Source organism: Nakamurella alba, assembly GCF_009707545.1.
Lineage (GTDB): Bacteria > Actinomycetota > Actinomycetes > Mycobacteriales > Nakamurellaceae > Nakamurella > Nakamurella alba.
Genome location: NZ_WLYK01000001.1, coordinates 898,799 through 918,753 on the forward strand (window position 1 = coordinate 898,799; position 19,955 = coordinate 918,753).

Sequence of the window (19,955 nt, forward strand, 5' to 3'; positions counted from 1 at the left end):
TGTCGCCGGGGTCGCCGTCCTGATCGGGGGTCGCGGTCGGTGCGGTGGTCACCGCCGCCACCGTCGCCGTCCGGCCACCCACGGGTGTCCTCCAGGAGTCCCGATGTCCACCCCCACCGCACTGAACCCGGCCGTCCCGGATGTCGCCGGCGCGGTCGCCGGCCGCACCGCGGAAAAGATCCTGTCCCCGCTCGGCGACGACTTCCACGTCTTCGATACCACCCTGCGGGACGGCGCGCAGCGTGAGGGCATCACCTACTCGGTGACCGACAAGCTGGCGGTGGCCGGGCTGCTGGACGAGCTCGGGGTCGGGTTCATCGAAGGCGGCTGGCCGGGGGCGATGCCCAAGGACACGGAGTTCTTCGCACGGGCCGCCGATGGCGAGCTGGATCTGCGGACCGCGCAGCTGGTGGCGTTCGGCGCCACCCGCAAGGCCGGGATCAAGGTCGCCGACGACCGCCAGGTCCGGGCTCTGCTGGACTCCCGGGCACCGGTGATCACCCTGGTCGCGAAGTCCGATCCGCGGCACGTGGAGCGCGCACTGCGCACCACCCTCGAGGAGAACCTGGCCATGGTGGCGGACACGGTCCGCTACCTCACCGACCACGGGCGCCGGGTGTTCCTGGACTGCGAGCACTTCTTCGACGGCTACCGCGCCGACAACGACTACGGCCTGCGGGTGGCCGAGGCGGCGGTCGGCGCCGGGGCCGACGTGGTCGTGCTGTGCGACACCAACGGCGGCATGCTGCCCGTCGGGATCCACGAGATCGTCGGCGCGGTGCGGGAGCGCGGCGGGTTCCGGGTGGGCATCCACTGCCAGGACGACACCGGTTGCGCGGTGGCCAACACCGTCGCCGCGGTGCAGGCCGGCGCCACCCACGTGCAGTGCACGGCCAACGGCTACGGCGAGCGGGCGGGCAACGCCGACCTCTTCGCGGTCCTCGGCAACCTGGTCACCAAGCTGGGCCTGCCGGTGCTGCCGGACGGCCGGCTCACCGAGATGGTCCGGGTGTCGCACGCGCTGGCCGAGCTGGCGAACATCGCGCCGGACACCCACCAGGCCTATGTCGGGGCGTCGGCGTTCTCGCACAAGGCGGGTCTGCACGCGTCCGCGATCAAGGTCGATCCCGAGCTGTACAACCACCTCGACCCGGAGGAGGTGGGCAACGACATGCACATCCTGATCACCGAGATGGCCGGCCGCGCCTCCGTCGAGCTCAAGGCCGCAGAGCTGGGGGTCGACCTGGCCGGCCGCACCGACGTGGTGGCCGCCGTCGTCGACACGGTGAAGCAGCGCGAGGCCCAGGGCTGGTCGTACGAGGCGGCCGACGCCTCCTTCGAGCTGCTGCTGCGCGAGGAGCTGGCCAAGGCCGACGGCGCCCCGGCGGCGGCCCGGTTCGAGCTGGAGTCCTATCGCGTCATCGTCGAGCACAACGCGCTGTCCACCGGTCAGCAGGTGACCAGCGAGGCGACCGTCAAGGTGCACGTCGGCGGCCGCCGGGTGATCGCCACCGCAGAGGGCAACGGACCGGTCAACGCGCTGGACTCCGCGCTGCGACAGGCGCTGGCCGACGAACTGCCCGAGCTCGACGGGGTGGAGCTGGTCGACTACAAGGTGCGGATCCTGGCCGGCCACGCCGGCACCGACTCGGTGACCCGCGTGCTGGTCACCTCCGCCTCGACCACCGACCCGGCCGTGGCCGACTGGACCACCGTCGGCGTGCACACCAACGTGGTCGAGGCCTCCTGGGCGGCGCTGGTCGACTCGCTGGTGCACGCCCTCGGCTCCCGCTGAGCAGAACACCTGCGGCCGCGCCCGGCGACGGGCGTCGCCCGGACGGTGAACAATGGTCTGCGGCCCGCGCGCGGCCCGGCGCCGCGGCGTCGGAGCCGGTCGGGTCGCGACACGGACATCAGCGCACGAGAGCACGAGGAGAACCGGCATGCGGCTTGCCCGGATCGCCCACCCCGAGGGCGTCGCCTTCGTCACCATCGAAGCCGGCGAGGGCGGTGACGGCGCCTCCGACATCGCACGGGAGATCGCCGACCACCCCTTCGGCACCCCGACCTACACCGGCCGGTCCTGGCCGATCGCCGACACCCGGCTGCTGGCGCCGATCCTGCCGTCGAAGGTGGTCGCGGTCGGCCGCAACTACGCCGACCACGCCCGCGAACTCGGGCACGAGCTGCCGACCGAGCCATTGATCTTCCTCAAGCCCAGCACCACGGTGATCGGGCCGTTCGCCTCGATCCTGCTGCCGCCGGACTCGCAGCAGGTGGACTTCGAGGGCGAGCTCGCGGTTGTCATCGGCCGGCCGTGCCGCGACGTCGCCGCGGAGAACGCGTCGTCGGTGATCCTGGGCTACACCATCGCCAACGACGTGACCGCCCGCGACCTGCAGCGTTCCGACGTCCAGTTCACCCGGGCCAAGTCCTTCGACACCTTCTGCCCGCTCGGGCCGTGGATCGAGACCGACCTGGACCCGGGTGACGTGACGATCCGCACCGAGGTCGACGGCGAGGTCAAGCAGGACGGCCACACGGCCGAGATGGTGTTCACCGTCTCGGAACTCGTCGAGTTCGTGACCCGGGTGATGACCCTGCTGCCCGGCGACGTGATCCTCACCGGGACGCCGGCCGGGGTCGGTCCGATGGCGGTCGGGCAGATGGTCAGCGTGACCGTGGAGGGACTGGGAACGCTCAGCAATCCGGTCGCCGCCCGCTGACGTCGCCGGGAAGCGGCGGCCGCCGCCACCCGTCTGCCTACACTGGCCGCGGGGCGAATCGGTGAACGAAGGGCGGTGACCGTGTCCGACATGTCGGTCGGTGGTCTGTACGCGCCCAGCCTGGTCGAGGTCGCGACCCGCCGGCTCCGCGAGGAGATCCTCTCCGGGCACCTGGAGCCGGGGGAGCGGCTGATCGAGGAGCAGATCCGCCGTCGCTTCGAGATCAGCCGGGCCCCGCTGCGCGAAGCGCTGCGGCTGCTGGCCCAGCAGGGGCTGATCGACCACCTGCCGCGGCGCGGAGCCCGGGTCGCCGAGTGGTCCGAGACCGACATCCGCCAGCTGTTCGAGATCCGGGACGTGCTGGAACGTTTCGCGATCGAGTCGGCGTTCCCGCTGCACCCGGAGGTGGCCGCACCGCGGCTCGCCGTGTGCGAGCAGGCCCTGCAGGAGATGCGGCGGGCCGACCGCAGCGGGGACGAACTGGCCAAGGACGACGCCCACCGGAGCTTCCACGCCGCCCTCGTCGGCCTGGCCGGCAACCGGCAGCTGGACCTGGCGATCGAACCGGTGCTGCTCAAGCTGCAGCGGCCGATGGCGGTGAACCTGCGGACCGAGGCCGCCCTGCTCGGGTCGGAGGCGGGACTGCGCCGGCACCAGGACCTGTTGGAGGCGGCCGTTTCCAACGACGCCGGCGTGCTGCTGCGCACCCTCGCCGAGCACGGCAGTCGCCGCTACCTCGTCGCTGCCGTCGCCGACCAGGACTGAACCGACCGGGCGACCGGGACCGACCCGGACCGAACCGGGCAGCGCACGAGGGACCTGCGCGCTGTCCGGTTCCGCTCACACATTCGTAACACCGGAGCAGATCACCTGTCACATGGATTGTCGACAATCGACCAATGCTCGACGAGGACCTCTCCGACATCCCGATGACCGTCGCCGGTCTGCTGGCGGCGTACCGCTCCGGGGCGACCACGCCGGCCGCGGTGATCGCCCGGGTGCTGGAGAAGATCCGGGAACGCGGTGACGACGGGGTCTGGATCACCGTGGCCGACCGCGCGATGCTGGACGCCCGGCTCCGCGAGGTGGCCGATCTGCCAAGGGATCTCCCGCTGTGGGGGATTCCGTTCGGGGTGAAGGACAGTCTCGACGTCCGGGGCTGGCCGACCACCCTGGCCTGCCCGGGTTGGTCGCGGGTGGCGACGGACACCGCTCCGGCGGTGCAGGCGTTGCTGGACGCGGGCGCGGTGATGATCGGCAAGAACAACCTCGACCAGTTCGCCACCGGGCTGAACGGCACCCGCAGCCCGTACGGCATCCCGCGGAGCGTCTTCGACGACGAGATGATCTCCGGCGGCTCGAGTTCCGGCTCCGCGGTCGCCGTCGCGCTCGGCGAGGTGCCGTTCGCCGTCGCCACCGATACCGCGGGATCCGGGCGGGTCCCGCCGGCGCTCAACGGGATCCCCGGGTTCAAGCCGTCCCGCGGCCTGATCAGCACCGTCGGGCTGGTCCCGGCCTGCCGGTCGCTGGACTGCGTCAGCCTGATCGCCGGCACGGTCGACGACCTGGCGACGGTGTTCGACGTGGTGTCCGGCGTCGACGAGCGGGATGCCTGGAGCCGGCCCCGTCGCCGGACGACCATGCCGGCGCCGGAGGCCCGGATCGGTCTGCCGGAGGCCGACGAGCTGGACTTCTTCGGCGACGATGCCGTGCGGCAGGCACATCTCGCCGCCCGGGATGCGATCGCCGGGGCCTTCCCTGAGCGGCGTCAGGTGCCGCTGGCGCCGTTCCTGGCCGCGGGGGAGTTGCTGTACCAGGGACCCTGGGTGGCCGAGAGGTACCTGGAGTTCGGCGATTTCATGGCCGGGCACCCGGACGCGGTGCACCCGGTGGTCGCCGGGATCATCGCCTCCGGCGCGCAGTACACCGCGGTCGACGTGTTCCGGGCGCAGTACCGGATGGCGGAGCTGCGGGCCGAGGTGGGCCGGATCTTCGAGGAGGTCGACGTCCTGGTACTGCCCACCATCGGCACCACCTTCACCGTCGCCCAGGTACTGGCGGATCCCGTCGCCACCAACACCACGCTCGGCCACTACACGCACTTCGGCAACCTGCTCGACCTGTGCGCGCTGACCGTGCCGACCGGCGTCACCGCCGACGGCCGGCCATCGGCGGCGATGATCCTGGGCCCGGCACTGTCCGACGACCTGGTGCTCCGGGTCGGCGCTGCGGTTGCGGCGTTGCCGCACGCCCTCGCACCTGTCCACTGACCCGGCAGTCCCACCGTTCCACCAGTTCCTCCGGTCCGCCTCCCGCCCGTCCCGGTCGGGTGTGCGGCGAGAACCACCACCAGCGCGTCGATCCGCAGTACCGGCACTCCCTCTCGTCCCCGTCCCAAGGAGTGAGCTCATGACCCCTGAGTCCGTCCCGGACCCGGCCGCCGTTGTCGAGGTCGACGCGGTCCCCGGTCCCTTCGCGCTGCCCGTCGGCGAGGTCGCCCTCGTCGTCATCGACATGCAGCGGGACTTCCTGCTGCCCGGCGGTTTCGGCGAGACCCTCGGCAACGACGTCGGTCAGCTCGCCGCGGTGGTCCCGCCGCTGCAGCGGGTCATCGCCGCGGCCCGCGCCGCCGGCATGCTGGTCATCCACACCAGGGAGGGGCACCGCCCGGACCTGTCGGACCTGCCGCCGGCCAAGCTCCGTCGCGGCAAGCCGTCGATGCGGATCGGTGACCCCGGACCGTACGGGCGCATCCTGATCCGCGGCGAGTACGGCCACGACATCGTCGACGACCTCGCCCCGATCGAGGGCGAGATCGTGCTCGACAAGCCGGGCAAAGGTGCCTTCTACGCCACCGATCTCGCCGAGATCCTGCAGGGGCACGGCATCACCAGGCTGATCGTCACCGGCGTCACCACCGAGGTGTGCGTGCACACCACCGTCCGCGAGGCCAACGACCGTGGCTACGACTGCCTGGTGCTGTCCGACTGCGTCGGCTCGTACTTCCCGGAGTTCCAGCGGGTCGGCCTGCAGATGATCGCCGCCCAGGGCGGGATCTTCGGCTGGGTGGCCGATTCCGCGGCCCTGCTCGAGCACCTGCCCGCCCCGGCCGCTGCCGCCGGCGCGGTCTGACCAGGAAAGGAGAACAGTCATGACCAGCACCACCTCCGGACCCACCCTGCGGCTGCCCTGGTGGAGCGGCGGCGAGACCAACGCCTTCTTCGGCCTGGCCTTCAACATCCTGGTGAACGTGCTCACGCTGACCACGTTGATGATCTTCGTGGTGAACGTCCCGGCCGGTGACGTGCTCGGTACGGTCCTGCCTGCGCTCGGGATCGCCCTGGTGGCCGGCAATCTCTACTACACGCTGCTGGCCCGGCGACTGGCGCGCAAGGAGAACCGGACCGACGTCGCGGCGCTGCCCTACGGGCCCAGCGTGCCGCACATGTTCATCGTCGTGTTCGTGATCATGCTGCCGATCTACCTGCGGACCGGAGATCCGTTGCAGGCCTGGGAGGCCGGGCTCGCCTGGGCCTTCGTCATCGGGGTGATCGTGCTGCTCGGCGCGTTCGTCGGGCCGTTCCTGCGCAGGATCACCCCGCGCGCCGCACTGCTGGGCACGCTGGCCGGCATCTCGATCACCTTCATCTCCATGCGGCCGGCCGCCCAGATCTGGGAGGCCGCCTGGATCGGCCTGCCGGTCCTCGGCATCATCCTGGTCGGCTTCTTCACCGGGTTGAAGCTGCCGGGCAACATCCCGATCGGCCTGGCCGCGCTGCTGGTCGGCACCGCCATCGGCTGGATCGGCGGATACATGTCGGCGCCGGACGTCTCGGCCGCCGTCCGGGACATCGCCGTCGCAGTGCCGACCCTCAACATCGACATGCTGTTCCAGGGACTCTCGGATCTCGGACCACTGCTGGCCACCGCGATCCCGCTCGGCGTCTACAACTTCCTCGAGGCGATGAGCAACGTGGAGAGCGCGGCCGCGGCAGGGGACAGCTACAACCTGCGCAGCGTCCTGCTCGCCGACGGCACCGGCGCCATCATCGGATCCGCGCTGGGGTCGCCGTTCCCGCCGGCCGTCTACATCGGTCATCCCGGCTGGAAGGAGGCCGGCGGCCGCGCCAGCTACTCGCTGGCCAGCGGCGTGGTGGTGGCGGTGCTCTGCTTCCTGGGGCTGTTCGGGTTGCTCGCCGCGGTACTTCCGCTGCCCGCGATCGTGCCGATCCTGCTGTACATCGGCCTGCTGATCGGCGCGCAGGCGTTCCAGTCGGTCCCGCGGCTGCACGCCGCGGCGGTGGTGGCCGCGCTGATCCCCAACCTCGCGGCGTGGGGGGCCGGGCTGATCGACAATGCGCTCTCCGCAGCCGGAACCACGGCCGCGGAGGTGGGGGAGGAGTCGCTGGCCGGGGCCGGCCTCGTCTACCACGGGCTGCGCGTACTCGGTCAGGGGGCGACGCTGGCCGGCATGGTGCTCGGCGCCATCGTCACCTTCATCCTCGACCGCAAGCTCTTCCTCGCCGCGATCGGTGCCGGGGTGGGGGCGGTGCTGACCTTCATCGGACTGCTGCACGCCGAGGAGGTGAAGTGGGCGGCGGCACCGGGGATCGCCCTCGGTTACGTGCTGCTCGCGGTGGTGCTCGCGCTGATCGGGCTGAGCCGCCGCGGCGAGACCGGTGGCGATCCGGCCGACGAACTCGTCGATCCGGTCGCCCACGAGGGCGAGGACGTCCCGGTCGAGGCCCAGGAGGCCGCGCCGGCCCCCGCCGCGTCGACCCGCATCGTCAAGGGCGAACCCACCACCGCCTGATCCGGCACCGCAGACCAGGGCGTGCGAGTCACGCCCTCCCTCCGCTCCGTCCGACCCGCCCCCGACCGGGTCGGACGGAGTGGTTGCCCCGGAGTGGTTGCGAGGCGGGCTGGCGCGTGAGCGACCGAGGTACGAGGGAGTGACGCGGCAGCTGAAGCCGCCGAGCAGGCCACGACATCAGGCACTGCGGCACCTAAAGCCGCCGAGCAGGCCACGACCATCAAGCACAGCCGGACTAGGCTGACCAGGCCATGACCGAGACGCCTGCTCCCGCCGCCACTGCCCCAGCCGCTCTGACCCCGACGGCCGCGGGCCGCCCGGTCCGCGCCCGCTTCTGCCCGTCGCCCACCGGCACCCCGCACGTCGGGCTGGCCCGGACCGCGCTGTTCAACTGGGCGTTCGCCCGGCACCACGGCGGGACCCTGGTGTTCCGGATCGAGGACACCGACGCCGCGCGGGATTCCGAGGAGTCATACCAGGCGATCGTCGAGGCGATGCAGTGGCTCGGCCTGGACTGGGACGAGGGCCCGATCGTCGGCGGGCCGCACGAGCCGTACCGGCAGAGCGAGCGGCGGGAGATCTACCGGGACGTCGCCGCCCGGCTGCTCGCGGCCGGTCATCTGTACGAGTCCTGGTCCACCACCGACGATGTCACCGCCCGCCACCTGGCCGCCGGCCGGGACCCGAAGCTCGGTTACGACAACTTCGACCGGGTGCCGGACGCGAAGCTGGTCGCCGCCGCGCGGGAGGCCGGCCGGGCCCCGGTGCTGCGGCTGCGGATGCCGGACGCCGACATCTCGTTCACCGACCTGGTGCGCGGACCCATCACCTTCCCGGCCGGGTCCGTCCCGGACCCGGTGCTGGTGCGTGGCAACGGAGAACCGCTGTACACCTTGGTGAACCCGGTCGACGACGCGCTGATGGGCATCACCCACGTGCTGCGCGGCGAGGACCTGCTGCCCTCCACCCCGCGGCAGATCGCCCTGTACGCCGCGCTGACCGACATCGGCGTCGCGCGGTACACACCGGAGTTCGGGCACATGCCCTTCGTCACCGGTGAGGGCAACCGCAAGCTGTCCAAGCGGGATCCGCAGTCCGACCTCTTCCAGTACCGGCGCGACGGGTTCCTCCCGGAGGGGATGGTCAACTACCTGGCGCTGCTCGGCTGGTCGCTCGCCGACGACCGCGACATCTTCGGCACCGACGAGCTCGTCGCCGCTTTCGACGGGCACCGCATCTCCGGGAACCCGGCGCGGTTCGACCGCAAGAAGGCGGAGGCGATCAACGCCAGCCACGTCCGGCTGCTCGACGCCGACGAGTTCGCGGTCCGGCTCACCGAGTTCATCGAGACCCGGGACGGCGCACGGCTCTCCGATGCCCACCAGGGGCTCGTCGTCGCGGCGGCGCCGCTCGTGCAGGAGCGGTGCGTGCTGCTGTCGGACGCGGCGCTGATGCTGGACTTCCTGCTCACGACCGACTTCCGGGTGGACGAGGCGGCCGCGGCGAAGAACCTGGGGGAGGCCGCACAGCCGGTGCTGGCCGCCGCGATCGGCGCCCTCGAGGCGCTGCCGGAGTTCACCGCCGCCCCGATCGAGGAGGCGCTCAAGGCCGCGCTGATCGACGGACTCGGTCTCAAGCCGCGGGTCGCGTTCGCCGCGGTGCGGGTGGCGACGACCGGACGCACGATCTCGCCGCCGCTGTACGAGTCGCTGGAGCTGCTCGGCCGGGAGACCTCCCTGCAGCGCCTGCGCGCCGCGCTGACCGGTGCCTGAGCCGCGCGCGGCGGCCGGGACGGTGCTGCCGGTCGAGGCCGTGCTGTTCGACATCGACGACACCCTGGTCGACTTCCACGGCGCCGCCATGTCGGCGCTGGCCGAGGCGACGGCGGTGATCCGCGGGCAGCTGGAGGTCGATGCGGGACGGTTGGTCGAGCTCTGGGAATCGCTCAACGACCGGGAGTACGGCCGGTTCCTCTCCGGCGAACTGGACTTCGACGCCATGCGGAACGCCCGGATGCAGGCCCTGCTCGGCGAACTCGACCCGGAGCGGGTCACGGCGTGGGACCACCGCCTCGTCGAGGAGCAGCGCAACTCCTCGATCTTCGGCTTCTACACACTGTTCCCCGACGTGCGGCCGTGCCTGGACCGGTTGCGGGAACAGGGCATCGCGGTCGGCATCATCAGCAACAGCGACGGCGACTACCAGCGCCGGAAGCTGCGCACGGTGGGGCTGCACGAGTTCGTCGACACCGCCGTCTGCTCCGGTGATGTCGGGGTCTCGAAGCCGGATCCGGCCATCTTCACCCTGGCCGTCGAGCAGCTCGGGGTGCACCCGGCGCACGCGGTCTACGTCGGCGACCGGTGGTTCACCGACACCGTCGGTGCGCTGCGGGCCGGCCTCGGCGGAGTCTGGCTGAACCGGGAACGGCGACCCCGGCCGGAGGTGCCGACGGCGGCCGAGGACGTGTGCGGCCCGGACGACGGGTCCGATCCGACCCTCGGCCGGCTGTTCGCGGAGATCGGCTCGCTCGACGACCTCCGGGTGGTCCCGCGGTCGGCCCGGACCGGCGGGGCGGCGGCGGGCGACGCGGCCCGCTGAGACCGCGGGACGGCACCCGGAGCCGCGGCCTGCGGATTTCTGTTGCGGTGCGGTTGCCTGTACGATCGTTCCTCGGTGCTGCCGCCGGGAACGGACCGGCAGAGACCTTGGGGTATGGTGTAATTGGCAACACTATGGATTCTGATTCCATCATTCTAGGTTCGAGTCCTAGTACCCCAGCGATGCGAGTGGTCAAGCGGCCGCCCGCCATCGGGTAGAGTGTTCGAGGCTCCTCAGGGAGCAGCAACACCAGGGACGGCCTTCACCGGCGGTCCCGATCTCCTAGGGCCCCGTCGTCTAGCGGCCTAGGACGCCGCCCTCTCACGGCGGTAGCGAGGGTTCGAATCCCTTCGGGGCTACGCGAGAAGCCCGGCATCGGACACGATGCCGGGCTTCAGTCGTCTCCGGGCCCGGAGACCGTGTCCGTGCGGGGCAGCGGCCGGCCGGGCAGCGGCCGGCCGGGCAGCGGTCAGGGTCACAGCCGGGCGGTGAGCGCCTCCGAGGCCTCGACCAGGTCGCCGGCCCAGCGCTCACCCGGCCGCCGCCCGATCCGCTCCACCGGGCCGGACACCGAGACCGCTGCGATGACCGTGCCGCCGTGATCCCGCACGGGGGCGGACACCGAGGCCACCCCGGGCTCGCGCTCGGCCACCGACTGGGCCCAGCCCCGACGGCGCACCTCGGCGAGCATCCGCTCGGTGAACCCGGCGCCGGGCAGCACTGCCCGCACGGTGGCCGGATCGGCGTAGGCCAGCAGCACCTTGGCGCCGGAGCCCGCTGTCATCGGCAGCCGGGCGCCCAGCGGCACCGTGTCCCGCAGGCCCGAGACCGGTTCGGCGGTGGCCACACAGACCCGGGAGAGGCCGTCGGCGCGGTAGAGCTGGACGCTCTCGCCCGTGCGGTCGCGCAGCCGCGGCAGCACGTCGGTGGCGGCGGTCACCAGGGGATCGGGTGCGCCGGCCGCCAGTGCGGCCAGCAGCGGCCCCGGACGCCAGCGCCCGTGGTGGTCCCGGACGAGCAGACCGTGCACCTCGAGCCCGACGGCGAGACGATGGGCGGTGGCCCGGGGCAGTCCGGTGGCCGCGCAGAGGTCGGCCAGGCCGACCGGCCCGGACGCGCTCGCACGGAGCACCTGCACCGACTTGTCGAGTACGCCGATGCCGCTAGACTGTCCCATGAAGCGATACTAGATTCCCGAAATCTGGGATGTCCAGCCGATCGGTGCAGGCCGCCGCACTGCCACGCCGCGATCCGTCGGACATCCCGGGACCGTCCGGCACCGGCTCTGCCGTCCCGACGACCGGGAGCGGTCATCGCTCCGCTCAACCACGCACGACGACACGGGAACGCACCGGAAAGGCCTGAGCAATGGGGCGCACGCTGGCGGAGAAGGTCTGGGACGCACATGTGGTGCGCCGCACGGAAGGCGAGCCGGACCTGCTCTACATCGATCTCCACCTCGTCCACGAGGTCACCAGCCCGCAGGCCTTCGACGGCCTCCGGCAGGCCGGGCGGCCCGTCCGCCGGCCGGATCTCACCCTGGCCACCGAGGACCACAACGTGCCGACCACCGGCATCAACCTGCCGATCGCCGACCAGGTCTCGCGGCTCCAGGTGGAGACGCTGCGCCGCAACTGCGAGGAGTTCGGGGTCCGGCTGTTCCCGATGGGTGACGCCGAGCAGGGCATCGTGCACGTGGTCGGGCCGCAGCTCGGGATCACCCAGCCGGGCATGACGATCGTCTGCGGCGACTCGCACACCTCGACCCACGGCGCCTTCGGGGCACTGGCTTTCGGCATCGGCACCAGTGAGGTCGAGCACGTCATGGCCACCCAGACGTTGCCGCTCAAGCCGTTCCGCACCATGGCCATCACCGTCGAGGGCGAACTGCCGGACGGGGTCTCGGCCAAGGACCTGATCCTGGCGGTCATCGCGAAGATCGGCACCGGTGGTGGCCAGGGCTACGTGCTGGAGTACCGCGGGCCGGCGATCCGGGCGCTGTCCATGGAAGCCCGGATGACCATCTGCAACATGTCGATCGAGGCGGGTGCCCGGGCCGGGATGATCGCACCGGACGAGACCACCTTCGAGTTCGTCAAGGGACGTGAGCACGCCCCGACCGGCGCCGACTGGGACGAGGCGGTGGCCTGGTGGTCCTCGCTGACCACCGACGACGACGCCGTTTTCGATGCCGAGGTGCTCATCGACGCCTCCACCCTCTCGCCGTTCGTGACCTGGGGCACGAATCCCGGTCAGGGACTGCCGCTGTCGGCCTCGGTGCCGGACCCGGCGCTGGTGGAGGGCGACACCGAGCGGGCCGCCGCCGAGCGGGCGCTGGAGTACATGGGTCTGACCGCAGGCACACCTTTGCGTGACATCGGCATCGACACCGTCTTTCTCGGGAGCTGCACCAACGGCCGGATCGAGGACCTGCGCGAGGCCGCCGGCATCCTGCAGGGCCGGCACATCAGCGAGACCCTGCGCATGCTCGTGGTTCCTGGCTCCATGCGGGTCAAGGCCCAGGCCGAGGCCGAGGGCCTGGACAAGGTCTTCGAGGCGGCGGGCGCCGAGTGGCGCAGTGCCGGTTGCTCGATGTGCCTGGGCATGAACCCGGACCAGCTGGCGCCGGGGGAGCGCAGTGCGTCCACCTCCAACCGGAACTTCGAGGGTCGCCAGGGCAAGGGCGGGCGCACGCATCTCGTGTCCCCGGCCGTCGCCGCCGCCACCGCGATCCGCGGGACGCTGTCCTCCCCGGCGGATCTGGAGCCGGCCCCGGTCGGCTGAACGCCGACCGCACCCGCAACGCCCCCGGTACCCACCGCGCTGCCGCCCGACGCAGCGACTCACGACAAGAGGTCGTCATGGAAGCCTTCACCACCCACACCGGCGCCGGGATCCCGCTGCGCCGCAGCAACGTCGACACCGACCAGATCATCCCGGCGGTGTACCTCAAGCGGATCAACCGGACCGGTTTCGAGGACGGGCTGTTCGCCGCCTGGCGCTCGGATCCGACCTTCGTGCTGAACAACCCGGCCTTCTCGGGTGGATCGGTGCTGGTCGCGGGACCGGACTTCGGCACCGGATCCTCGCGCGAGCACGCCGTCTGGGCGCTGCGGGACTACGGGATCCGGGCCGTGATCTCGTCGCGGTTCGCCGACATCTTCCGTGGGAACTCGGCGAAGGACGGTCTTCTCGCCGCCCAGGTCACCCAGGACGACGTCGAGCTGCTCTGGAAGCTGCTGGAGAACAACCCCGGGATGACGCTCACGGTGGACCTGCGCGAGCAGACGATCACCGCCGCCGACGGCACGGTGGTCGGTTTCCAGATCGATCCGTACACCCGCTGGCGTCTCCTCGAGGGCCTGGACGACATCTCGCTGACCCTGCGACATGCCGACGAGATCGAGAATTTCGAACAGGCCCGGCCGGCCTTCAAGCCCCGGGTCGAGGTCGCCGGCTGATCCGGCCCCAGGGCCGCTCGGGCGCCGGGACCTGTTCCGGCGCAACCGTTCCCGAGAGGCATGTGAGCTCCGGGTAGGCGCCGGGAAGTACCCCGGAGGGGCTCCGGGAGGGTCGAGAACCCTTGACACCACCGGTCATCGGTGGGCGTGGCTGTTGGCATTGTGGGCGAAACACGCCTACCGTGTGCGACGAGTCGGCCCTACCCAACCCATCGGGGCCGTGAGGTCCTGGGAGGGACATCGATGAACAAGACCGATCTGATCAACGCGCTGGCGGAAAAGCTGGACGGTGACAAGAAGGTCGCGCAGACCGCCGTCGAGGGTTTCATCGACCTGGTGCAGCGCGAGGTCCACAAGGGCGAGAGCGTCTCGATCTCCGGCTTCGGCGTCTTCGAGAAGCGTGCCCGCGCCGCCCGCACCGCGCGCAACCCGCGCACCGGTGAGGCTGTGAAGGTCCGCAAGACCACCGTTCCCGCCTTCCGCCCCGGCAAGTACTTCAAGGACGTCATCGCCGGCGCCATCAAGCTGCCGAAGGCCACCGGCAAGCCCACCAGCGCCCGCGCCGCCGTCGCCGCCGCCAAGGCCGCGGTCACCGCCGCGCCGACCCGGACCCGTGCCGCTGCCGCCAAGCCCGCTGCTGCCGCTGCGAAGCCGGCCACCACGCGGACCCGCGCCGCCGCCAAGCCCGCCGCCGCCCCGGCTGCCAAGGCTGCTCCGGCCGCCAAGCCGGCCACCACGCGGACCCGCGCCGCCGCCAAGCCCGCTGCTGCCGCTCCGGCCGCCGCGAAGCCGGCGACCCGGACCCGTGCCGCGGCCAAGCCGGCCGCTGCCGCCCCGGCTGCCAAGGCCACCCCGGCGCGCAAGCCGGCCGCCAAGAAGAAGTGACACCGCCAGCCCGAAGGGGCTGACCGCAGCACCGCCGAACGGCCGGAACCCCACGGGTTCCGGCCGTTCGCCGTTCGGGTCGTCCTGTGCCGCAGGGGCTCCGGGGGGTCGGCTCAGACCTGCGGCGGATGCCCGGCTCGGACCTGCTCCGGATGCCCGGCTCAGACCTGCGGCGCGGCCCAGTGATCGGCCTGCACCAGGCGCCGGTCCTCGAAGCTGAGCACCCAGAACGACGCCTTCGGGGTGCCGATCCGCGGCACCGACGCGCCGGACCTGGCGGCGAGGGACTTGACGACGCCTGGGATCACACCCCCCTGGCTGCAGGCGACCACGGAGCCCGGGGCGTCGTCGGACAGGCCCTGGGCGTAGTCCAGCAACCGGTGTCGGGCACCGGCCGGGTCGTCACGGTAGGCGTCCTCGGACAGTGCGCGTTCCGGGCGGACGTCCAGGCCGAGCCGGTCGGCCAGCGGCCGCACGGTGTCGGTGCACCGCACCAGCGGCGCGGCCCGCACCTGCAGCGGGCCGAAGGGCAGCAGCTCCGGAACCAGGGCTGCGGCCTGCTTCTGCCCCTTGCTGTCCAGCGGCCGGGTCTCGTCCCGGCCGGACCAGGACTCCCGCTGACCGGCGCGGGCGTGCCGGACGAGCAGCACGGTCCGCAGATCCGCCCGCTCCCGCTGGAAGGTGTCCAGCACCGCCCGGTCGAACTCGTAGGTCATCTTCGAGCGCGCCGCCGCGGGCGAGAGCCAGTCCAGCCGGTCCACCTCGCGACCGGGGACGAAGTCGCCGCCGGTGGAGCGGGCGGCGAAGTACTGCACCGTCTTCGGGCGACCGGACACGACGTAGGACACGGTGGTCAGGGTCCGGCCCAGAACCGCCCCGGACCCGGTCTCCTCCACCACCTCGCGCAGCGCGGTGACCGCCGGGGACTCACCGGAGTGCGACTTGCCCTTCGGCAGGGACCAGTCGTCGTACCGGGGCCGCCGGACCAGTGCGACGCGGACGCCGTGCTTCCGGGACGGGCGCCACAGCACCGCTCCGGCGGCGAGGACCGCCCCGGACTCGTGGGGACTCACGCAGACTCTGGCGTTCTCAGTCGTCGCTCAGGGCAGCGCCCCGGCGCAGCAGGTCCTCCTGGATGTCCCGGCCGCCCTCGGCCGGCGAGCGCGTCCACCCGTCCGGACCCAGCACGAAGCACTTCGTGTCCGGCCTGGCCATCCGGGTCAGGAGGGTGGACATCCGCTCCACGGCGGCCTTGTCGGTGACCTTCACCAGCGCCTCGACCCGGCGGTCGAGGTTGCGGTGCATCATGTCGGCGCTGCCGATCCAGTACTCGTCCTGGCCGCCGTTGCCGAAGTGGAAGATCCGGGAGTGCTCCAGGAACCGGCCGACGATGCTGCGCACGGTGATGTTCTCGGAGAGCCCCGGGACGCCGGCCCGCAGCGCACAGATGCCGCGGACGGTCACGTCGACCACGACGCCGGCGCGGGAGGCCCGGTAGAGGGCGTCGATGACGCCCTCGTCGACGATGGAGTTCATCTTGAGCCGGACCAGGCCGCCCCGGCCGGCCCGCTGGTGGTCGATCTCCCGCTCGATCCGGCGGACGATGCCCGACCGGATGGAATGCGGTGCCACCAGCAGGTTCCGGTACTCCGTCTGCCGGGAGTAGCCGGTGAGCACGTTGAACAGGTCCGTGAGATCGGCGCCGATCGCCGGGTCGGCCGACAGCAGCCCGAGATCCTCGTAGATGCGGGCGGTCTTGGGGTTGTAGTTGCCGGTGCCGACGTGGCAGTAGCGGCGGATGACCGAGCCCTCCTGGCGCACCACCAGGCAGACCTTGCAGTGCGTCTTCAGACCGACGAGCCCGTAGACCACGTGCACGCCGGCGCGTTCCAGCGCCTTGGCCCACGAGATGTTGGCCTGCTCGTCGAATCTCGCCTTGATCTCGACCAGTGCCACGACCTGCTTTCCGGCCGCGGCCGCGGAGATCAACGCGTCGACGATCGGGGAGTCGCCCGAGGTGCGGTACAGGGTCTGCTTGATCGCCAGCACGTTCGGGTCGGCGGCGGCCTGCTCGATGAAACGCTGCACCGTGGTGGCGAACGATTCGTAGGGGTGGTGCACCAGCACGTCGCCCTCGCGCAGCCGGGCGAAGATGCTCTTGGGGACCTCGCCCTCGGCGAACGCCGGGTTGGTGGCGGGGACGAACGGCGCGTCCTTCAGGGTCGGCCGGTCCAGGCCGACCAGCTGCCAGAGCGAGGACAGGTCCAGCAGTCCCGGCACCTCGACGGCGTCGGTGGCCTCCACCTCGAGCTCGCCGAGCAGCAGGTCCAAGATCCGCTCGCTGGTGGTGTCGGTGACCTCCAGGCGCACCGGCGGACCGAAACGGCGCCGGGCGAGCTCCCGCTCCAGGGCCTGCAGCAGGTCCTCGTCGCGGTCCTCCTCGACGTCCAGATCGGCGTTGCGGGTGACCCGGAAGGTCTGGTGCTCCACCACTTCCATGCCCGGGAAGAGCTCGGCCAGGTGGGCTGCGATGAGGTCCTCGATGGGCAGGAAGGAGTCGGTGCCGCGGCGCACCCGCACGAACCGGTCGACGTTGTTGGGCACCTTGACCCGCGCGAAACGCTCGGAACCCGTCTCCGGGTCGCGCACGATGATCGCGAGATTCAGGCTGAGGCCGGAGATGTAGGGGAACGGGTGCGCCGGGTCGACGGCCAGCGGCGTCAGCACCGGGAAGATCTGCGCGGTGAAGTACTCGGCCAGCCGCTCCCGGTCGGTGGCGTCGATCTCGCCCCAGTGCACGATCCGGATGCCGGCCTCGGCGAGCTTGGGCAGCACGTCGTCGGAGAAGCAGCGGCCCTGCCGCTCCACCAGTTCCTGGGTGCGGGCGGAGATCAGCGCCAGCTGCTCCGAGGAGGTGAGCCCGTCCGCACTGGTCACCGACAGACCCATCTCGCGGCGGCGCTTCAGGCCGGCGACCCGCACCATGTAGAACTCGTCCAGGTTCGAGGCAAAGATCGCCAGGAACTTCGCCCGCTCCAGCAGCGGTTCGTCCTGGTCCTCGGCGAGGGTGAGCACCCGCTCGTTGAAGTCCAGCCAGGACAGCTCGCGGTTGGAGAACCGGTCGACCGGAAGCGGTTCGGCGAACGCCGGATCGTCCTCCAGCGAGGGCACGTCGACCACGTCCGCCTGGTCCTCCGGGGCGTGGAACGGTTCCACCGCGACGGACTCGACCGCGGGACGGTCGGCGCCGTCGGCGCCGGGCGCGGCCGTCCGGTCGTGCTCGTCGCCGAAGCCGGGGTCGTTGATCTCTGTCTCGCTGTCGAGGGCACTCACGCCCGACATTGTGGACCGTCATGCTGCTCGTTGCCCACCGCCGACGGTGAACGTCCGGTGACGGATGAGCGGCCGCTCCGGATCGCGGCGGGCTCGGTACACCTAGGCTGGGTGCGACACGCACCGCCGCGCGCGGTGCCCCACCGGCGAGAGGGATCGGCACGTGGCATGGCGCAGGGGCTCGCGACGCGGGCCGGTGTTCGAGAAGGCCAACGGCTGGATCCGGTTCTGCGAGTGCGTGTTCTACCCGGTGACCCGGATCGTCGGCCGGCGGAAGATGCTCGGCCTGGAACACCTGCAGGTGCCGGGGCCGGTGCTCGCGGTCGGCAACCACATCTCGCACCTGGATCCGGTGTACAGCGCGGTGTTCCTGCGCAAGTCCGGGCGCTGGCCGCACATCATGGCCAAGGCATCGCTGTGGAAGATCCCGGTGGTCGGTCCGATCCTGAAGGCGACACAGCAGATCCCGGTGGAGCGTGGTGGGGGTCGCGGCCAGGTCGGGCTGGACGCCGCGATCGAGGCGCTGCACGAGGGCAAGCTCGTCTTCATCTATCCGGACGGCACCATCAGCCGGGATCCGGAGCACTGGCCGATGCGGCCGCGGCCCGGCGTGGCGGCACTCGCGCTGTCGGTGCCGGACCTGCGCGTGGTGCCGGTGGCCATCTGGGGGACGCAGGAGATCGTGCCGCCGTACGCCGGGAAGTTCCGCCCGTGGCCGCGCAAGGACGTGATCGTGGCCGCCGGCCCGCCGGTGCCGCTGGATGACCTGCGCGGGATGGAGCACGACACCCGGGTCGTCCGGGACGCGTCGATCCGGATCATGACCGCGGTGCGCGACCTGCTCGCCGAGATCCGGGACGAGCCCGCGCCGGTCGAGTTCTACGACCCGAAGAAGGCCGAGCGGATGGCGAAGCGGGCGGCCGGATCCTGATGTCCGACGTCCCGGATCCCATGGACGGTGTCGACGTGCCCGGCCGGATCGCGGTGCTGGGCGCCGGGTCCTGGGGCACCACCTTCGCCAAGGTGCTCGCCGATGCCGGCCGCGAGGTCGTGCTGTGGGCACGGCGGGAGAGCGTGGCCGCCTCGATCCGTTCCGAGCACCGGAACCCCGACTACCTCACCACCGCCGCGTTGCCCGAGAACCTCGATGCCACCTCGGATTTCGATGCCGCGCTGGCGGGTGCGCAGGCGGTCGTGCTCGGGGTGCCCAGTCAGTCGCTGCGGGAGAACCTGCAGGTCTTCCGGGATGCGGTGCCCGCCGGGGTGCCGGTCGTCTCGCTGGCCAAAGGGGTCGAGATCGGCACCGGGCTGCGGATGAGCGAGGTGATCAGCTCGGTCGGCCGGATCGCGCCGCGCCGGGTGGTGGTGCTCACCGGGCCGAACCTCGCACCCGAGATCGCCGCCGGGCAACCGACCGCCGCGGTGCTGGCCTGCTCCGATCACGACACCGCCGTCCGCATGCAGCTGGCCAGCGCCACCCCTTACTTCCGGCCGTACACCATCACCGACGTGGTCGGCGCCGAGATCGCCGGTACCGGCAAGAATGTCATCGCGCTGGCCTGCGGGATGGCCGAGGGGCTGGGACTGGGCCTGAACACCGCCGCGTCGCTGATCACCCGTGGGCTCAACGAGCTGACCCGGCTGGGGGAGAAGCTCGGTGCACTGCCCGCGACGCTGGCCGGCCTGGCCGGGCTCGGTGACCTGGTGGCGACCTGTTCCTCACCGCTGTCCCGCAACCGCACCCTGGGCAGCCGGCTCGCCCAGGGCTCCGGCCTGGAGGCGGCACTGGAGGCCAACGGCGGTCAGGTCGCCGAGGGCGTGGTCAGCTGCCGCTCGATGCGCGACCTGGCCCATCGGCACGGTGTCGACATGCCGATCACCGACGGCGTCTACCGGGTCTGCTACCAGCACGAGACCCCGGCCTCGATGATCGGCGTGCTGATGAACCGCCCCTACTCCCCGGAGTGATCCCGGAGTGGTTGCGAGGCGGGGCGCAGCGACTGCGGCGACTCGAGCCGCCGAGCAGGCCACGACCATCAGGCCCGGAGTGGTTGCGAGGCGGGGTGCCGTGGGAGCGACCGAGGGACGAGGGAGTGACTGCGGCACCTGAAGCCGCCGAGCAGGCCACGACCATCAGGC

Annotated in this window: 16 protein-coding genes and 2 tRNA genes; 15 read left to right on the forward strand and 3 right to left on the reverse strand. The window is 71.7% G+C overall.

The window, feature by feature from the left end; translation table 11 throughout:
• Positions 1–103 precede the first annotated feature (103 nt).
• The 10 genes from cimA to GIS00_RS03990 all read left to right on the forward strand — a co-directional run bounded on the left by cimA (position 104) and on the right by GIS00_RS03990 (position 10,496).
• The gene (gene cimA, locus GIS00_RS03945) at positions 104–1,795 is read left to right on the forward strand and encodes a citramalate synthase (protein ID WP_154767035.1); all 1,692 of its coding nucleotides are present in this window, start codon (positions 104–106) and stop codon (positions 1,793–1,795) included.
• 148 nt (positions 1,796–1,943) lie between these two features.
• Positions 1,944–2,726: a fumarylacetoacetate hydrolase family protein gene (locus GIS00_RS03950; RefSeq protein WP_154767036.1), complete on the forward strand. Its 783-nt coding sequence runs from the start codon at positions 1,944–1,946 to the stop codon at positions 2,724–2,726.
• A gap of 75 nt (positions 2,727–2,801) precedes the next feature.
• Positions 2,802–3,491 (forward strand): GntR family transcriptional regulator, encoded by a 690-nt coding sequence (locus tag GIS00_RS03955; RefSeq protein ID WP_322097461.1) that lies wholly within the window; start codon positions 2,802–2,804, stop codon positions 3,489–3,491.
• Positions 3,492–3,625: 134 nt separating this feature from the next.
• Entirely contained in the window at positions 3,626–4,996 is a 1,371-nt protein-coding gene (locus GIS00_RS03960) for an allophanate hydrolase (protein WP_154767037.1), read from the forward strand.
• A gap of 139 nt (positions 4,997–5,135) precedes the next feature.
• On the forward strand, positions 5,136–5,858 hold the full coding sequence (locus GIS00_RS03965; RefSeq protein ID WP_154767038.1) for a cysteine hydrolase family protein: 723 nt from the start codon (positions 5,136–5,138) through the stop codon (positions 5,856–5,858).
• A 19-nt stretch (positions 5,859–5,877) separates the two neighbouring features.
• On the forward strand, positions 5,878–7,539 hold the full coding sequence (locus tag GIS00_RS03970; RefSeq protein ID WP_230312746.1) for a regulator: 1,662 nt from the start codon (positions 5,878–5,880) through the stop codon (positions 7,537–7,539).
• Between the two features lie 251 nt (positions 7,540–7,790).
• Positions 7,791–9,311: a glutamate--tRNA ligase gene (gene gltX, locus GIS00_RS03975; protein ID WP_154767039.1), complete on the forward strand. Its 1,521-nt coding sequence runs from the start codon at positions 7,791–7,793 to the stop codon at positions 9,309–9,311.
• The gene (locus tag GIS00_RS03980; protein ID WP_154767040.1) at positions 9,304–10,137 is read left to right on the forward strand and encodes an HAD family hydrolase; all 834 of its coding nucleotides are present in this window, start codon (positions 9,304–9,306) and stop codon (positions 10,135–10,137) included. The genes gltX and GIS00_RS03980 overlap by 8 nt, the downstream gene beginning before the upstream one ends.
• A gap of 108 nt (positions 10,138–10,245) precedes the next feature.
• A tRNA-Gln gene (locus GIS00_RS03985) sits at positions 10,246–10,317 on the forward strand.
• Between the two features lie 106 nt (positions 10,318–10,423).
• Positions 10,424–10,496 (forward strand) — tRNA-Glu (locus tag GIS00_RS03990).
• A 116-nt stretch (positions 10,497–10,612) separates the two neighbouring features.
• Here the strand turns inward: GIS00_RS03990 and GIS00_RS03995 are convergent.
• Positions 10,613–11,314, reverse strand: a complete 702-nt coding sequence (locus tag GIS00_RS03995; RefSeq protein WP_154767041.1) for an IclR family transcriptional regulator — start codon at positions 11,312–11,314, stop codon at positions 10,613–10,615.
• 191 nt (positions 11,315–11,505) lie between these two features.
• Here GIS00_RS03995 and leuC point away from each other — a divergent pair, with 191 nt between their 5' ends.
• The 3 genes from leuC to GIS00_RS04010 all read left to right on the forward strand — a co-directional run bounded on the left by leuC (position 11,506) and on the right by GIS00_RS04010 (position 14,483).
• Positions 11,506–12,921 (forward strand): 3-isopropylmalate dehydratase large subunit, encoded by a 1,416-nt coding sequence (gene leuC, locus GIS00_RS04000; RefSeq protein ID WP_154767042.1) that lies wholly within the window; start codon positions 11,506–11,508, stop codon positions 12,919–12,921.
• A 77-nt stretch (positions 12,922–12,998) separates the two neighbouring features.
• Positions 12,999–13,598 (forward strand): 3-isopropylmalate dehydratase small subunit, encoded by a 600-nt coding sequence (gene leuD, locus GIS00_RS04005; protein ID WP_154767043.1) that lies wholly within the window; start codon positions 12,999–13,001, stop codon positions 13,596–13,598.
• A gap of 243 nt (positions 13,599–13,841) precedes the next feature.
• On the forward strand, positions 13,842–14,483 hold the full coding sequence (locus GIS00_RS04010; RefSeq protein WP_154767044.1) for an HU family DNA-binding protein: 642 nt from the start codon (positions 13,842–13,844) through the stop codon (positions 14,481–14,483).
• A 161-nt stretch (positions 14,484–14,644) separates the two neighbouring features.
• Here GIS00_RS04010 and GIS00_RS28790 read toward each other — a convergent pair whose 3' ends face one another.
• Positions 14,645–15,556 (reverse strand): NUDIX hydrolase, encoded by a 912-nt coding sequence (locus tag GIS00_RS28790; RefSeq protein WP_322097463.1) that lies wholly within the window; start codon positions 15,554–15,556, stop codon positions 14,645–14,647.
• Positions 15,557–15,572: 16 nt separating this feature from the next.
• A complete protein-coding gene (locus tag GIS00_RS04020; RefSeq protein WP_230312748.1) occupies positions 15,573–17,825 on the reverse strand; it encodes an RNA degradosome polyphosphate kinase in 2,253 nt (750 codons plus the stop codon).
• Positions 17,826–17,979: 154 nt separating this feature from the next.
• On the opposite strand from GIS00_RS04020, the gene GIS00_RS04025 reads away from it, so the two are divergent.
• Together GIS00_RS04025 and GIS00_RS04030 are read left to right on the forward strand one after the other, a co-directional pair.
• Positions 17,980–18,747: a lysophospholipid acyltransferase family protein gene (locus tag GIS00_RS04025; protein ID WP_322097465.1), complete on the forward strand. Its 768-nt coding sequence runs from the start codon at positions 17,980–17,982 to the stop codon at positions 18,745–18,747.
• On the forward strand, positions 18,747–19,784 hold the full coding sequence (locus tag GIS00_RS04030; protein ID WP_230312750.1) for an NAD(P)H-dependent glycerol-3-phosphate dehydrogenase: 1,038 nt from the start codon (positions 18,747–18,749) through the stop codon (positions 19,782–19,784). The genes GIS00_RS04025 and GIS00_RS04030 overlap by 1 nt, the downstream gene beginning before the upstream one ends.
• Positions 19,785–19,955: the final 171 nt, after the last annotated feature.